Origin of the sequence: uncultured Veillonella sp. (assembly GCF_963522475.1) — a bacterium.
Taxonomy (GTDB): Bacteria; Bacillota; Negativicutes; order Veillonellales; family Veillonellaceae; genus Veillonella.
On record NZ_CAUQYW010000005.1, the window covers coordinates 51,960 to 68,187 of the forward strand.

A 16,228-nucleotide genomic window follows, 5' to 3' on the forward strand; every position below is an offset into this window, starting at 1 on the left:
GGCGGTCTTTATTTTTTGATATACTATATATAATACTTTTAATACATTATGGGAGGTATATATGTTTCGACGTATTGTAGCAGCGACGATGATTGGCGCATTGGCGCTCACAACGGGGTGCGGTTTACATAATCCATTTACTTCAAAGGCGGAGCCTGTAACCTATGAATCTGTAGCACAGAGTGAGCTTTCACCAGAGGAAAAGGTAGATAAATTAGTAGCTAATATGTCCGATGCAGATAAGGTAGGCCAATTGTTGATGATTGGCATTCATGGCAAGACCTTGAATGATGATGCTAAATTTATGCTCAACGAGTACCGTGTGGGTGGCATTATTTTATTTGATCGAAATATGGAGTCCAAGGATCAAGTTAAATCGCTTATTACGGATATTAATAAAACTGGTAAAAGCGCTGGCCTTACGCCATTATTCATCGGCATTGATCAAGAAGGCGGTGCCGTAGCGCGCATGGAGGATCAGTTGATTAAGGTGCCTCCTGCAGAAGAGGTTGGCAAGGAATCTGTTGAACAAGCAGCATCCTTGGCAAAACAGGTGGGTACTGAGCTAAAAGACTTAGGCTTTAATATTAACTTTGCCCCTGTTGCTGACTTAGGTTTAACCTATGGACGTTCTTTTAGTACGAACCCTGATGAGGTTGTACGCTATGCTAGCGCTGTAGGTAAGGCCTATGAAGAAGCGGGATTGTGGTATTCTTACAAACATTTCCCGGGAATTGGTAAAACGGATGTCGATTTACATGCTGATACAAGTGTTGTGCCAGTATCTAAAGAGACTTTGTTGAATGAAGATACAAAGGTATTTGTAGATCTTATTAAGCAGTCTAAACCGAATACATATGCAATTATGGTATCCCATGCGATGTACCCTCAAATCGATCCTGATCATCCATCTAGCTTATCTAAAGCAATCATTACAGATTGGTTGCGTAAGGATATGGGATATAATGGCGTTGTTGTAACTGACGATATGGACATGGGCGCTCTTGCAAAACATTACACATTTGGTGATATGGCTGTTCAATCTATTTTGGCTGGTAGTGATATCTTACTTGTGTGTCATGAGTACGAACATATGCAAGAGGCTTATAATGGACTTATGAAAGCGGTAAAAGACGGTCGTATCTCTAAAGAGAGATTAGATGAATCTGTTAAACGAATCTTGCTTATGAAAATGAACAGAGGTATATAAAATTAGCCACCTCATATTAGAGGTGGCTAGCTTTGTATTCCTTTCTTGAAAATGGTGGTTTACATAAGTATACTAATGATATGAATACATAATTTGTGTGATATTAAATGTAATGTCAATGCTAAGGAGGAATGTTATGAGGCTATGGAAATTTAATAAGCGCAGTTCTACTTTAGCAGATATGTCCATGAATCGTATGCTTTTGACAGAGCTCATTGGTAAGGGCGCTCTTGTGGGTGTTATTGCAGGTTTTTGTGGCGCTACCTATCGTTATTTGATCCTTGAATCTGAACATATTCGTTGGCGTTTGATGGACGGTATTACTCTGGAATGGGCCATAGGATGGCTTGTAGCAATGGTCATCTTTGCCTTTATCGTAGATCGATTGCTCGCGTGGGCTCCATTATCTGGTGGCTCTGGTATTCCTCAAATCGAAGGGGAGATGCTGGGACTCTTTGATATGAAACCGTATCGAACGCTTGCCTCTAAGATGATTGGTGGTGTATTAACTGGTTTTGCAGGCTTTTCTGTAGGTCGTGAAGGCCCAGCTGTACAAATTGGTGGCTCTGCAGGTAAAATCGTATCCTATTGGATGAATTCAGGCTTACGAGAACAAAGAATTTTAACCTCTGCTGGTGCAGGGGCTGGCTTAACGGCTGCATTTAGTGCACCGGTTTCGGGAGCGATGTTCGTCTTTGAAGAGGTACATAAAAGTTTTTATCCCTATCTCGTTGTGCCAACCTTTGTGGCCACATTAATTTCTAACTATATTACGGTTAGTATTTTTGGCCTTGAACCTGCTCTTGGGTTTTCAGTAACTTCAGGGGTACCTCTTGAGTATTTCCCAGTACTTCTCATGGTTGGTGTTATTATGGGCCTTTGCGGAGTACTTTTCTGTCGCATGATCTTTGCATTCAAGAAATTCTTTGAATGGCTCAAATGCTCTCGATTCTTGAAATTGGCTCTTACCTTTGTCACTGTTGCTGTCATCGGCTATGACTCGCAACTCCTTTTGGGTGGGGGAAATGATCTTGTAGGACAGCTAGCTTTTCAATCGCATGGGGTAATACTTTTAGGCGGTATTGTTCTAGGTAAGATTTTACTTACCACCTTCTGTTATGGCAGTGGTGCGCAAGGCGGTATATTTTTACCTATGCTCGTTATTGGGGCCTCTGCAGGTGCCTTCTGTGAAAGCTTGCTTTCATCTGTTGGCATTATTTCCCCTGATTTTGTACCACAATTCGTTATTTGTGCTATGGGTGGTATGTTAGCAGCAGCTATGCGGACCCCAATTTTGGCGATTTTACTCGTTCTTGAAATGACGAATAGTTTCTCTAACATTTATGCCATCGGTACTGTTACCATCGTGGCGTACCTTGTGGCAGAGCTTTTAAAAGAACCACCGATTTACGATTCCTTATTACAAGCCATGAGTGGTCAGAACAATTTAGAATCTGTACAAACCTTCTTCCAAACTAAGGTACCTGTCGTGGCAAATTATACAGACGTACAATTACAAGACTTGGCTTTGCCAGATGGGACACTCATCGTAAGTATTCGCCGTAATGGAACATATATTGTACCGCTTGGTGATGTAAAACTTGAATCAGGTGATGAGTTGCAAGTTTCCTGTGAACGAGGTCGATTGAAGGCGGCTAAGGAATTTTTCCAATCTAAGTAAAGGGAGGCCTTATTATGCTAGATAATATAATAGTATTCTATATATTCTTTACTATAGTTGGTTTTTTAGCAGCTATGCTTGGCACCATTATCGGTGCAGGTGGTGGCCTTGTCTTTGTGCCTCTATTTATGTATTGGTTTCCTGAGTGGTCTCCGTCTATGATTGTAGGGACATCGCTATTTTCTGTTATGTGTAATGCTATTTCTGGTTCTATTGCCTATATTAAACAGAAAAAGGTGTTGATTAGTGCAGCTATTGTCTTTAGTTTAGCTACCTTGCCAGGGGCTATCTTAGGGGCTCAAATGTCGGGGTGGTTCTCTGGTAAAGGCTTTATGTTTGCTTTTGGATGCTTTATGCTCTGTGCTTCTGGTTTGATTGGGTTTAAGAATTTCCGCAAAGGGGAACGAAAGGAAGAAAGCCTTACTCTTGATCAGCTAACGTATAGCAAGCCTATCGGTATTAGCATTAGCTTTTTTGTAGGTTTTATCTCCAGTATCTTTGGTATTGGTGGTGGCCTTATCCATGTGCCGGCTTTGATTTATCTCATGGGCTTCCCTACCCATATGGCTACAGCTACAAGCCAATCCATCCTTGCTGTATCTACAATGATAGGCGTTATAACGCATTTATTGGAAAATCATATCGTATTTAGTATTGCTATTCCTACTAGTATTGGCGCTATCTTTGGGGCTCAAGTAGGGGCGCGAATTGCTAAACGGTTGAAAGCAAAATCTATCCTTGCCCTTATGAGCGTTGCAGTCTTTGCACTAGCTGTACGTCTTATTCTTAAATCTGGTATTATTGGATAATATAAGTCCTCTAGTGGTTACTCGATAGAGTTATATCACTAGAGGGCTTTTTATATGTAAGAAAATGATAGGTAGAGGGGTCATCTAAAAAGGTATGATTAAAAGTCATACTTAAATATAAATGAGAACGAGAAAATTGAAATAAATAAATTATACCAATTTTATGCATAATTTTTGTAAACTATTTCCTATAGAATAATATGCAGTGTAACTTACGTTTTATCGATGATTTAGCTCTACTTGATTATATAGTTGTGGATATACTTAGAAAATAAAATAGTTTTATTTTATCATGTGAAAAAATGGGTACATGATAATGCCATTGAGATGCACTTTCAACTAAATAAATAAAAAGCAGAGGAATATCGAGATTTGTTAGGAGGCATATAATTTATGCATAATTATAGTAGTGAGAATGAGAACGGCGTATACTAAGAGTAAAACAAATTCCTTAAAAGAGGATAGGAGGCAATACAAGTGAGTACGCTTATAAAAGATTATGAACGTTTTGCCAAGGAGGCAAAAGAGATTTGTAAAGATCGCGTGTATACAGATCATTTACGTCGTTATGCATATGGTGTTGACGCATCCTGCTATAGTTATTTACCAAAAGTGGTTGTAAAGGCTGAGGATGAACGTGAAGTAAGACGCCTTATTCGTTTGTGCCATCAATGTGGTACACCATTCACATTCCGTGCGGCTGGTTCTTCTTTGTCTGGTCAATGTTCCAGTGAAGATGTTCTCATCGTATGTAATGATGGCTTCAAAAAAATGGAAGTTATCGACGATGGGAAGGCTTTAAAATGTGAATGTGGTGTTATCGGTTCCGATGCGAATGATTTATTGAAACCATATAACCGCAAAATCGGTCCAGATCCTGCTACACTTGCCACAGCATTAGTAGGCGGTATTTTGAACAATAACTCCTCTGGTATGTGCTGTGGTACGGCTCAAAACTCCTATAAAACAATCCGTTCTATTCGCGTTGTATTACTAGATGGTACTGTTCTTGATACATCTGATAAAAAGAGCATTGAGCAATTCCTAAAAGAAAAACCTCAAATGGTTGAAGATATCTTACAATTGCGTAAAGAAATCTTGGCTGATGAAGAATTGACTCATTTGATTCATCATAAATACAAAATCAAAAATACTACAGGTTATGGCTTGAACTCTCTCGTTGATTTTGAAGATATTATCGACATCATCAATCACTTGTTCATCGGTTCTGAAGGTACGTTGGGTTTCGTATCTGAAATCGTGTACAACACAGTTGAAGATGTACCTCATAAAGGTTGCGGCCTTATGTTCTTCCGCACATTAAACGATGCATCTCTTGCAGTTGTAGCGTTGGCTAATATGGGCCGTGAAAAGGTTGTGGCTGCTGAAATGATGGACTATCAATCCCTAAAAGCAGTTCAAACTCTTGAAAATGTACCTGATTTCGTTCGCGAAGTACCAGAAGGTACAAGTGCAATCTTGTTCCAAACTGAAAGCTATTCCAAAGAAACTGTAGATGAAAACTTAGCTTTCATTAAAGAACAATTAAAAGATATTCCAACAGCAATTCCAAGTCTTTATTCTCAAGATCCTAAAGAATACGATTCCTGGTGGGCAATTCGTAAAGGTATCTTGCCGATCGTTGGTGGTCAACGTAGAAAAGGTACAACAGTTATCACAGAAGACGTTTGCTTCCAAATCGAAGACTTCACTAAAGGCATCGAAATGCTTACTGAATTATTCCACAAATACGATTTCGTAGACGGTGGTGTAATCTTCGGTCATGCTTTGTCTGGTAACGTTCACTTTAACATTACACCTGACTTTAATGATCCTAAAGATACTAAGAACTTCGGTGATTTGGTTAAAGAAATGTCCGAACGTGTATCTGGTTTCGGTGGCTCTTTGAAAGCTGAACATGGTACAGGTCGTATGGTGGCACCATTTGTTGAAATGGAATGGGGTCGTAAAGCGTACGAAATTAACCGTCGCATTAAAGCTATCTTTGACCCTACTCGTATCTTGAATCCTGATGTTATGATTACTGATGATCCAGATGTGTACAAGAAAAATCTTAAAGCACAATGTGTTATTGATGATGCTTTCACAATCTGTATGGAATGTGGTTTCTGTGAAAAACATTGCCCAAGCCGCAATTTAACATTGACTCCTCGTCAACGTATCGCTTTATTGCGCGAAACTAAACGTCTTGAAAACGAAGGCAACTTCACATTGGCGTCTGAACTTAGAAAAGGTTACGAATACTTTGGTGTTGAAACCTGTGCAGCTTGCTCTATGTGTAAAGGCCTTTGCCCACTTAGCATCGATACTGCTCAAATCGCATTATCCATGCGTCGCATCGATCCACCTGCACCAGAATTGGCTAAGAAAATTTATGATAACTTCTCCACAACACTTCAAATGTGTCGTGCTGGTGTGAGCCTTGAAGGTATTGCAGGTTCCATCATTACACAAAAAGCAATTTCTAAGATTACTGAAGGCTTACATGGCGTAACTGGTGTTACACCATATGTTCCTAAAACAACACCTAAGGCTAATCGCTACAAATTGAAAAACCGCATTAAACCTACAAACTTTGAAAAGGTTGTATACTTCAGTACATGTGCAAACCGCGCATTTAAACCTAACCAAGGTTATGACGATGATCGCAGCTTACAACAAGTTGTAGAAAGCCTCTGTAACAAGGCTCATATCGATATTATCTATCCAGAACATATCGAAAACCTCTGCTGTGGCTTGAGCTTTGAAAACTACGATGACGTTCATGAACGCGCTGTTAAAGACTTGCACGATGCATTGATGAAAGCATCTCAAAATGGTAAATATCCAATCGTGATTGACCATAGTGCGTGCTTCAATCATGCTTTCAAACACATGCCAGACTTAGAAATCAATGATATTTCTGAATTCTTGTGCAAATATGTAGTACCTCATCTCGACATCGAAAAATGCGATGAACGCGTAATTGTACATAAACAATGTAAGATTAAATCTTTAGGTAAATCTCAATACATTGAAGACTTGGCTCGTCTATGCACAGATCATGTATTCAATATCAAATCCTTCGCATGCGACGGCTTTGCTGGTCAAAAAGGTTTCTTCACACCAGAACTTAACAAAGCGGCTACAAAAGACTTGGCTGGTGAAATTGCTGAATACGGTGCAACACTAGGCGTAAGTTCCAGTTCCACATGTGAAATTGGTCTTGGTGAAAACGGCGGCATACCATTTGTAGGCGTTGCATTCCTATTAGATCGTTGCTCTACAGCTAAAAAATAATATTACTTGAATAAGATTCTAGTATTATCTATTAGGGGTTTATTTTTCTATTAAGTATGATATACTATACGTAGGTAGTAGAGTGTATGAAATTACCTACAATATAACAAAAAAGGACGAGTGGTAGCTCGTCCTTTTTCTTATATCATTATGATATGCATCTTGGAGATATTATTTAAGAATGGAATATATAATATGAGAAGACTTTTATCCATCCTGGCTTTACTTATATTTATTAGTGGTTGTGGATTAAATCAGAATACAAATAATAGTAATACAGAAAATAATACTAAGAGTTCCAGTACATCCAATCAAGACAGTAGCAAAATGACTAATCTAGATAGCCATTTAACTGCCGCTAAGCAAGCTCTATCCTCTGGTGATTATGCGAAAGCTATCGAGGAGGCAACAGCTTCTATTAAGGATAATCCAAATAATGCAGACGCTTATTCGGTTCGTGGCTTTGCTACGGCTTTAAATGGAGATACTACTAAAGGTTTAGCAGATACTAAAAAGGCCTATGACTTAGATCCAAATAATGTAGCTAATTACTACAATATGGCCATGGTGTATAAACTACAAGGCCAATTAAATGAGTCTAAACAATGGTTTGAAAAGGTATTAGAAAAGGACCCTAGTAACACCTGGTCCGTCTATGGCATTGCTACCATTTATGCAGACCAAGGGGACGATACTAAGGCCCTTGATTGGCTTGAAAAAGCAATTAAAATTGATCCATCTGTGAAAGCTGTAGCCGCTGAACAAGACCATTTCGAACGCTTTCACAATAATGCGCGATTTAAAACATTAGTAGGCTTATAGATATGGATGTAAAACAGATGATTCGCCTTGTTATAAAGGTGATAGGATTTATATATTGGTTTGTTTTTTTATACCTTGGTGGTCGAATGGTCGTAGACTGGGCAGGGTTTATGTCCCAATATAATATAGAAACACCTCTATTCCTTACATATTTAGTGTTTGTAGGTTGTTTTGTAACGCCGTATATTATGCTGTACTGGAAGAAGCTGAATCCTAATGGGAAAGCTCCATTTTGGGTGTGCTATCTCTCCGAATATATGGCGCGATTAGAAGATCGTCATAGTATATGGTTTGATGTATTATATGTACTAAAATTATTGCTCTATTTTATAATAATTCTGTGGATGCTTTGTATCATATTACTCACCTTAGCAGTTATTGCTTGGACAGTAGTCCTAATTTTGCTAAGCAATTGATGGTGTAAAGGCTTTGCTCAATGGTGAAGCCCAGTAGCGCGTAATAAATTTACATTGTCTTTTCTACTAATGCTTCTTGTAAAAGCTGAGAAAAATTAATCCCTTTAGCTAGTGCTCTATCGTTAAGCCACGCAGGAATAGTTAATGTTTTCTTTACAGACTTACTATTTTTAGCCAGATCTATATCTGTTTGTACTAATGTAGGATAAGTTGTATCTGTACATGGTAAGTTTCGAATAGATGTAGGGGTTGGTAAACTTTCCCCATCTTCTAATGCTCCTAAAATATATAGCTCCATTGCTTCTTGAGCATTGGTTACGAGCTCTGTTAGGGTTGAGCCAGTACTGCTAGTATATTCTAAGTCTGGAAACTCAGCCCAGAAACCATCAGCGTCATCATGGATTATGGCAGGGTATATAAATTTCATAGGTCCTCCTCATTTTAGTCCTGTACGTTTTAAAATTGCATTTAATAAACCGATAGGCACATCTTTTCCGTGTACGGCAATCACTTCAACTTGCTCATCCTTTTTCAAACGATGATGACTACCGCGTTGCCGTACATCCTTCCAGCCGTTTTTTAGTAGCAGTTTTAGTAGATCTTTATCTTTCATACGCTCTCCTTTTATGATAACACGTATACACGTATAAAACAATTGACAGGAGTTATATTTCTTATATTTCTAGTCTAACCGTATATAAAGGAAAATAGGGGTGACCATTGGTCACCCCTGACTCTATTAGTCACTTGACACACTAGATATATGATTTGTGCGATTCGTACCTATATGGGATAAAAACAAGATAACGACTATAATCGTATGATTGAGGCCTATAACCGTTACATTTCTAATATGAATACAACCAATATGAATGAATTGGATCAATAGAGTCAATAAGGCTTAAGAGAGATACGTTATATATGAGTTAATATAAGTGTAAGTGAGTTTAAATGTTATATATAAAAAGCTGTATCGAATGAGGATATCATTTGATACAGCTTTTTTGTGTTTATAGAATAGATGGTACAGTGGTTGTTGCTAGTTTGTTATATTTTTTTTATTGTTGTAATTTGATTGGATAGAGAGAACAATACGAGTGCAACCCAGATACAGCCAAAGGCAATGAGCTGTGTTGTACCAAAACTTTCACCAAAGTAGAAGATAGCCAAGAAGAAGCCCATAGTTGGAGATAGGTATTGCAAGAATCCTAGTACGTTTAGTGGCAATAAACGAGCACCATATGAAAAAAGGATAAGTGGTACGGATGTAGTGAGGCCTGAACCAACGAGTAGTAATCCGGTGAGGGTTATATTTTCAATAAAAGACCATGATGTAGTATCTACTGTTAGTACATACCATAGAGCTATAGGTGTGACTAACCATGCCTCAAAAGCGATGCTAGAAAATGGGTGGATAGTGAGGCGTTTTTTGACAGCCCCATAGAGACCAAATGACAAGGCTAAGACAATAGAGACAATCGGTAAAGTGCCGAGTTCATAGGTCATCATAGCGATACCTAACAGGGCAATAGCGATACTTAATTTTTGAGGCCATAGCAATGTTTCTTTGTAGATTATGATACCAAGTAATACGTTGACCAATGGGTTGATGTAATATCCAAGGCTAGTATCGAGTACATGTTGGTTTGTAACAGCCCAAATATAGGTGAACCAATTGATACTAATCAGCACAGCAGCAAGTAATAATAGCCCTAATTGAGTAAGGTTGGTGCGTAAATAGTGGATATCGATACGTAGTTGTTGACGACTGGTGATGGCAACAAGGAAAAGCATCCAAATGCCGGACCAGATGATACGATGTGCCAATACAGAAAAGGAGGATACTTGGTTGAGTAGGGCCCAGTATAGAGGGAGTAACCCCCAAATTAAACAGCACAGTAAGGTGGAGCTAAGCCCCTTTTTGTTTATATCGTTCATAATGCGACCTCCTCGTACTAGAATTATTATATCATGGTAACAGATTTGTTAGTTAGCGTTACTTTTTCTGTTCTTTTTGTGATGGTTATGAGTTTTTATCATTATATATGTATTGTCTTTATAACCTAAAATTTGATAATTATGATTAACTGTCATGTTCATTGACTTTGTGCATAATCTTACACTATATTGGTCTTAGAACAACGAATATAGAGAATAGGTGTCGTAAGACTTAATAGAGAAATCGGTACAAGCCGATGCGGTCCCGCCACTGTAAGGACGAGCCTGCTTTCAAAAATGTCACTGGAGTAATCTGGGAAGGCGAAAGCAAGGTGATGAGCCCGAGCCAGGAGAACTGCCTATTTGATAATCACCGTTATGTACCTACGAGCGATAGGAAGGGGATTGGGGTATGCTGGTTTCAGTGTTTTTTTTGGGCGTACCTTTCAATAAGAAACCTTACGTGTCACTTTTGGGTGGCACGTTTTTTGTTGGTACGGTGCGCTGTTTCTCAGTATGGTTTCGAGTTGAAAAGGAGGCACACATATGTCTGACAAAAAGACTTCAAAGGATGCTGAACGCGATTTATTAGCTCCTGTATCCTTTGATGAATTTGAGAAACCTACGTATGAACGATGGCAGGAAGAGGTTGAAAAAGCTTTAAAAGGTGGCGATTTTAATAAAAAGATGTTCACCAAAACCTATGAAGGTATTACCTTGCAGCCAATTTACACACCTGCATTGCATGAAAAGGCTATTCCAAAGGGTGTATACCCTGGTGCAGGCGAGTTCTTACGTGGTACTAAGGCAAGTGGTTATATTAAAGAGTCTTGGGGCGTATCTCAATACGTAGATGATTCCTTACCTAAGGATGCCAATCATGCAAGTTTATACGAAATTGTAAAGGGTAGTACCATTCACAATATTCGTCTAGATGAAGCGACACGTCATGATCAAGATGTACAAGTAGGGGCATCTGTCGGTGTTGGTGGTACATCTGTATCTACTATGGATGACTGCAAACAATTAATTGACCGGTTCAATTTGAAAGAGAATCCTTTGTACATTGAAACTGGTGCTTCTGCAGCTATCTTACTTGGTATGTTGGCAGCTACTGTAAAGGGGGCTAAAAAACAAACATCTGACTTAAAAGGTCTCGTCGGTGCAGATCCTATCGGTGTTTGGTCTAAAGATGGTGCTTTGCACATTTCCTTAGATACAGCCTTTGATGAAATGGCACATACTGTTGTATGGGCTAAGGAACAAGCTCCAGAGCTTAAAACAGTGCTTGTATCTGGTGATGTATACGCTAATGGCGGTGCTAATGATGTACAAGAGGTTGCCTATGCTTTGGCAACAGCGGTTTGCTACGTGCGTCAATTGGTACAACGGAACATCGATATTCATACCATCGCTCAGAGCATGATGTTTACATTCTCTTTAGGGGCTAACTTCTTTATGGAAATAGCTAAACTACGTGCATTGCGTGTTATTTGGGCTCGCATTATGGAAGCTTTTGGTGCTGAAGAAGCGGACCGTGCTGTTCATGTACACGGCAGAACATCTGCTTTTACGAAAACGGTATACGATCCATATGTAAACTTGTTGCGTAACACAACACAAGCATTTTCTGGCGTTGTAGGTGGTTTAAACAGCCTTGAAGTGTCTCCGTTCGACCAACCAATTCGCAAGTCGGATGATTTCTCTCGTCGTATTGCTCGTAACATTCAAGTTATGTTGCAAACTGAATTCGAGTTGCGTCAACCTGTGGACCCTGTTGGCGGTTCTTGGTATGTAGAAACATTGGCTGCAGAGTTATGTGAAAAAATTTGGAAGGAGTTCCAAACTATTGAAGGTAAAGGTGGCATCATTGCTGCATTAAAAGATGGGTATCCACAAGCGCAAGTTAAGAAAATTCTTGATGAGCGTTTTAAAAACCTTGCATTCCGTAAGGATGTAGCTGTTGGTAACAACATGTATGCGAACATGACAGAAGAGCTATTAGATCCTAAACCAGAAAATCAAGAAACATTGCGTCAAAAACGGGTAGCTCAAATTGAAGAATACTTGGCGAGTGCGGAGCCAGATGCTGTTATGAAAGCACAGGCTACTCTGGAAGCAAGTACAACAGAACCAGGTGCATTGATTGGTCTTATTGAACTTGGGGCTTTACATAAATTGACAATGCGTCAAATTCGTAAGTCCTTAGATGCCGGTGATATTGCATCTGAAACTATTGAACCAATTACAGCGCATCGTTGGACTGAACGATTTGAAGCTCTTCGGATGCGTACTGAGGACTATAAACAACGTACAAAAGATAATGTTAAGGTATTCTTGGCCAATATGGGTCCTATTCCTCAACATAAACCTCGTGCAGATTTCTCTACAGGCTTCTTTGAAGTAGGTGCTTTTGAAGTTATTAAAAATGATGGCCACGAAACAACAGCTGATGCGGCAAAAGCGGCTCGTGAAAGTGGTGCAGATGTAGTTGTTATTTGTTCTACAGATGCTACATATCCTGAATTGGTACCACCACTTGCTAAAGAATTGAAAGCTACTATGCCGAATGTAACGGTCGTTTTGGCAGGGGCACCTTCTAAAGAGCTAGAACCTGTATACCGTGAAGCCGGTGTAGATGAATTCATTTCTGTTCGTGCAAATTGTTACGATATTCTAAATGCGTTACAAGATAAGAAAGGGATGTGAGCTCATGTTAAAAAATCCAGACTTCTCCTCTCTTGACTTGGGATCTCAGTCACCAACATCTCGCGATGCATGGCTTGCTGAACTAAAAAAAGAAACAGGGAAAAATTTTGAAGAGCTATATAATACAACGATGGAGCAAATCCAATTAAAACCTCTCTATACAGAGATGGATTATGAAGGAATGACACATCTTGACTATATGGCCGGTATACCTCCATTCTTACGTGGACCTTATTCTACTATGTACGTAACTCGTCCTTGGACAGTTCGTCAGTATGCTGGTTTCTCCACTGCCGAAGAATCCAATGCGTTTTACCGTCGTAACTTAGCCGCTGGTCAAAAAGGTTTGTCCATTGCCTTTGACCTTGCTACACATCGTGGCTATGACTCTGACCACCCTCGTGTAGTCGGTGATGTTGGTAAGGCCGGTGTTGCGGTAGACTCCATCCTCGACATGGAAATTCTATTCTCCGGTATCCCTCTTGATCAAATGTCCGTATCTATGACTATGAACGGTGCCGTATTGCCTGTTATGGCCTTCTACATCCTAGCTGGTGAAGAACAAGGTGTTGATAAAAAGGTTATGGCTGGTACAATCCAAAATGATATCTTGAAAGAATTCATGGTACGTAATACCTATATTTACCCTCCAGCTACGTCCATGCGTATTATCGGTGATATCTTTGCGTACACATCCCAGTACATGCCTAAATTCAATAGTATTTCCATTTCTGGCTATCATATGCAAGAAGCAGGTGCTACAGCAGATATCGAATTAGGTTACACATTGGCCGATGGCCTTGAATACATCCGTACTGGTGTAAATGCAGGCCTTCACGTTGACCAATTCGCACCACGCTTATCCTTCTTCTGGGCAATCGGCAAAAACTACTTTATGGAAGTAGCAAAAATGCGTGCAGCCCGGATGTTGTGGGCTAAGATTATTAAGAGCTTCGGTTCTGAAAATCCTAAATCCATGGCACTTCGTACGCATAGCCAAACATCTGGTTGGTCTTTGACAGAACAAGATCCATTCAACAACGTAGCTCGTACATGTATGGAAGCGATGGGTGCTGCGTTGGGCCATACTCAATCTCTACATACCAATGCGCTTGATGAAGCTATCGCGTTGCCTACGGACTTCTCTGCTCGTATTGCCCGTAATACTCAGCTTTATATTCAAGACGAAACTAAAGTATGTAAGGTTATTGATCCATGGGGCGGCTCCTACTATGTAGAAGCATTAACTGATGAATTGATTCGTCGTGCTTGGGGCCATATCCAAGAAATCGAATCCCTTGGTGGCATGGCGAAAGCAATTGACACTGGACTTCCTAAGATGCGTATCGAAGAAGCAGCAGCTCGTCGTCAAGCTCGTATTGACTCTGGCCGTGAAGCTATCATCGGTATTAATAAATATCGTTTAGATAAAGAAGATCCATTGGATATCCTTGACGTAGATAATACAGCTGTACGGGAAGCGCAAATTCGTCGTCTTGAACAATTGCGTGCCAACCGTGATGAAGATAAGGTTCAATCCTGCCTTGAAGCGATTACAAATGCAACAGAATCCGGGGAAGGCAACTTGCTTGCTCTTGCCCTTGAAGCTGCTCGTGCTCGTGCATCTTTGGGCGAAATTTCCTTTGCTGTTGAAAAAGTTTGTGGCCGTCATAAAGCCGTTATTCGTTCCATTTCTGGTGTATACTCCAGCGAGTTTGAAGATGACGATGTTATCAAAGAAGTACGTCGAATGGCGGATGACTTTGAAGAACTCGAAGGTCGTCGTCCTCGTATTATGATTGCTAAGATGGGTCAAGACGGTCATGACCGTGGCGCTAAAGTTATTGCAACATCCTTCGCGGATATGGGCTTTGACGTGGATATCGGACCTTTGTTCCAAACTCCAGAGGAAACAGCACAAGATGCGGTGGATAATGATGTTCACATCGTTGGGTTCAGTTCCCTTGCAGCGGGTCACAAAACATTGTTACCTCAACTTGTGGAAGAACTCAAGAAACGTGGTCGTGGAGATATTTTGGTTGCCATCGGTGGCGTAATCCCTGCTCAGGACTATGAATTCCTACGCGAACATGGCGCAGTGGCTATCTTTGGCCCTGGTACAGTCTTGCCTGTAGCGGCTAAGAAATTACTAGAAACATTGATTAGTCACATTCAAGACGAAGAGTTTAATGACTGATACTTACCGTCCCGATTGGGTGCCAGAAGAAGCTAAGAAAGATGATACTTATGCGTGTCGCGTAATGAAAGGCGTCAAAGAAATGCATGATGGCCTCTTGTCTAGCTCCGCTCATCTGGCTCCGTCGGTACGTCCCGTACAGCGGCGAAAGAAATTAACTGTCGCTGATTATGTACGCGGTATCGAGCAGGGGGACCGCGTTATACTTTCACGGGCTATCACATTAGTAGAAAGTAATAATAAGGAACACTTTAAATTAGCTCAACAAGTATTACAAGCTATATTGCCTCGCACAGGCAAGGCGTTACGCATCGGTATTACTGGTGTGCCTGGGGCCGGTAAAAGTACATTTATTGAAGCCTTTGGTAACATGCTTATTGAAGCGGGGTACAAGGTGGCCGTACTTGCTGTAGACCCTACGAGCCAAGTTACAAAGGGTAGTATTTTGGGCGATAAAACGCGGATGGAAACGTTGACGAAACATCCTGAAGCCTATATTCGTCCATCGCCGGCTGGTGGTACACTAGGTGGTGTGGCACGTAAAAGTAGAGAGACCATGTTACTTTGTGAGGCTGCTGGGTACGATATCATTCTCGTCGAAACTGTTGGCGTAGGACAAAGTGAAGTCACTGTGCGATCCATGGTAGACTTCTTTATGCTTATCGTATTAACTGGTGCAGGCGATGAACTACAAGGCATCAAAAAAGGCGTTATGGAGCTAGCAGATGCCATTGTGGTCAATAAGGCTGATGGGGATAATCTCAAGCGAGCTCTCATCGCTCGTAGCGATTACGATCGGATGTTACATTATATTCGTCCCGCTACTGAGAAATGGAAAACCCAAGCCTATACATGTTCAGCCGTTACAAAGGATGGTCTCGATGAATTGTGGGATGTAATCCAAGAATTTGCTGAACAAGGCAAAGAAAATGGCGTGTTCTTAAAACGCCGTCAAGAACAATCTCTTCGTTGGGTACGTGATATGATTGACGAACATTTGCACAACCTATTCTTTAACAATGTAGTCATTCAAGGGCGTATGGGCGAAGTCGAAGAAGCCGTCTTAGACGGTGAAATGAGCGAATCTCAAGCCGTTGAGGAATTAATCGGCGTTTTCGACAAGTCTATTAAATAAGTAGATAGCTA

At 40.4% G+C, this 16,228-nt stretch carries 12 protein-coding genes and 1 riboswitch; of the genes, 9 read left to right on the forward strand and 3 right to left on the reverse strand.

Going from position 1 to position 16,228, the window contains the following annotated elements:
* The first annotated feature begins 61 nt into the window (after positions 1–61).
* The 6 genes from RWP19_RS04270 (at position 62) to RWP19_RS04295 (ending at position 8,238) form a co-directional block, all read left to right on the forward strand.
* Complete coding sequence (locus tag RWP19_RS04270; RefSeq protein ID WP_314356594.1) at positions 62–1,210, forward strand: glycoside hydrolase family 3 protein; 1,149 nt, start codon at positions 62–64, stop codon at positions 1,208–1,210.
* A 136-nt stretch (positions 1,211–1,346) separates the two neighbouring features.
* Positions 1,347–2,891 carry a ClC family H(+)/Cl(-) exchange transporter gene (locus RWP19_RS04275; protein ID WP_314356595.1) on the forward strand — a complete coding sequence of 515 codons (1,545 nt, stop codon included), beginning with the start codon at positions 1,347–1,349 and terminating at the stop codon, positions 2,889–2,891.
* Positions 2,892–2,905: 14 nt separating this feature from the next.
* Positions 2,906–3,700, forward strand: coding sequence for a sulfite exporter TauE/SafE family protein (locus RWP19_RS04280; protein WP_314356596.1), 795 nt, complete (start codon positions 2,906–2,908; stop codon positions 3,698–3,700).
* A 477-nt stretch (positions 3,701–4,177) separates the two neighbouring features.
* Entirely contained in the window at positions 4,178–7,000 is a 2,823-nt protein-coding gene (locus RWP19_RS04285; RefSeq protein WP_295209188.1) for an FAD-binding and (Fe-S)-binding domain-containing protein, read from the forward strand.
* A gap of 195 nt (positions 7,001–7,195) precedes the next feature.
* Positions 7,196–7,822 (forward strand): TPR end-of-group domain-containing protein, encoded by a 627-nt coding sequence (locus RWP19_RS04290; protein ID WP_314356597.1) that lies wholly within the window; start codon positions 7,196–7,198, stop codon positions 7,820–7,822.
* Between the two features lie 2 nt (positions 7,823–7,824).
* A complete protein-coding gene (locus RWP19_RS04295; protein ID WP_314356598.1) occupies positions 7,825–8,238 on the forward strand; it encodes a hypothetical protein in 414 nt (137 codons plus the stop codon).
* A 49-nt stretch (positions 8,239–8,287) separates the two neighbouring features.
* On the opposite strand, the gene RWP19_RS04300 is transcribed toward RWP19_RS04295, so the two are convergent.
* The 3 genes from RWP19_RS04300 to rarD all read right to left on the reverse strand — a co-directional run bounded on the left by RWP19_RS04300 (position 8,288) and on the right by rarD (position 10,176).
* A complete protein-coding gene (locus RWP19_RS04300) occupies positions 8,288–8,665 on the reverse strand; it encodes a type II toxin-antitoxin system HicB family antitoxin (protein WP_005384984.1) in 378 nt (125 codons plus the stop codon).
* 9 nt (positions 8,666–8,674) lie between these two features.
* Entirely contained in the window at positions 8,675–8,851 is a 177-nt protein-coding gene (locus tag RWP19_RS04305) for a type II toxin-antitoxin system HicA family toxin (protein WP_303881491.1), read from the reverse strand.
* A 434-nt stretch (positions 8,852–9,285) separates the two neighbouring features.
* On the reverse strand, positions 9,286–10,176 hold the full coding sequence (rarD, locus tag RWP19_RS04310) for an EamA family transporter RarD (RefSeq protein WP_314356599.1): 891 nt from the start codon (positions 10,174–10,176) through the stop codon (positions 9,286–9,288).
* A 201-nt stretch (positions 10,177–10,377) separates the two neighbouring features.
* Positions 10,378–10,554, forward strand: a riboswitch (cobalamin riboswitch).
* A 168-nt stretch (positions 10,555–10,722) separates the two neighbouring features.
* On the opposite strand from rarD, the gene RWP19_RS04315 reads away from it, so the two are divergent.
* Genes RWP19_RS04315 through meaB form a run of 3 tightly spaced genes read left to right on the forward strand, consistent with a single transcriptional unit; the run spans position 10,723 to position 16,217 of the window.
* On the forward strand, positions 10,723–12,885 hold the full coding sequence (locus RWP19_RS04315; RefSeq protein WP_314356600.1) for a methylmalonyl-CoA mutase family protein: 2,163 nt from the start codon (positions 10,723–10,725) through the stop codon (positions 12,883–12,885).
* Between the two features lie 4 nt (positions 12,886–12,889).
* Positions 12,890–15,082, forward strand: a complete 2,193-nt coding sequence (gene scpA / locus RWP19_RS04320; RefSeq protein WP_314356601.1) for a methylmalonyl-CoA mutase — start codon at positions 12,890–12,892, stop codon at positions 15,080–15,082.
* A complete protein-coding gene (meaB, locus tag RWP19_RS04325) occupies positions 15,075–16,217 on the forward strand; it encodes a methylmalonyl Co-A mutase-associated GTPase MeaB (RefSeq protein WP_314356602.1) in 1,143 nt (380 codons plus the stop codon). Before scpA ends, meaB begins: the two co-directional genes overlap by 8 nt.
* Positions 16,218–16,228 lie beyond the last annotated feature (11 nt).

Excerpts from the sequence above, each read along its gene's own strand:
- meaB (WP_314356602.1), top strand. The coding sequence starts at position 15,075 with ATGACTGATACTTACCGTCCCGATTGGGTGCCAGAAGAAGCTAAGAAA.
- RWP19_RS04290 (WP_314356597.1), top strand. The coding sequence starts at position 7,196 with ATGAGAAGACTTTTATCCATCCTGGCTTTACTTATATTTATTAGTGGT.
- RWP19_RS04305 (WP_303881491.1), bottom strand. The coding sequence starts at position 8,851 with ATGAAAGATAAAGATCTACTAAAACTGCTACTAAAAAACGGCTGGAAG.
- RWP19_RS04280 (WP_314356596.1), top strand. The coding sequence starts at position 2,906 with ATGCTAGATAATATAATAGTATTCTATATATTCTTTACTATAGTTGGT.
- RWP19_RS04315 (WP_314356600.1), top strand. The coding sequence starts at position 10,723 with ATGTCTGACAAAAAGACTTCAAAGGATGCTGAACGCGATTTATTAGCT.
- rarD (WP_314356599.1), bottom strand. The coding sequence starts at position 10,176 with ATGAACGATATAAACAAAAAGGGGCTTAGCTCCACCTTACTGTGCTGT.
- RWP19_RS04300 (WP_005384984.1), bottom strand. The coding sequence starts at position 8,665 with ATGAAATTTATATACCCTGCCATAATCCATGATGACGCTGATGGTTTC.
- scpA (WP_314356601.1), top strand. The coding sequence starts at position 12,890 with ATGTTAAAAAATCCAGACTTCTCCTCTCTTGACTTGGGATCTCAGTCA.
- RWP19_RS04295 (WP_314356598.1), top strand. The coding sequence starts at position 7,825 with ATGGATGTAAAACAGATGATTCGCCTTGTTATAAAGGTGATAGGATTT.
- RWP19_RS04270 (WP_314356594.1), top strand. The coding sequence starts at position 62 with ATGTTTCGACGTATTGTAGCAGCGACGATGATTGGCGCATTGGCGCTC.
- RWP19_RS04275 (WP_314356595.1), top strand. The coding sequence starts at position 1,347 with ATGAGGCTATGGAAATTTAATAAGCGCAGTTCTACTTTAGCAGATATG.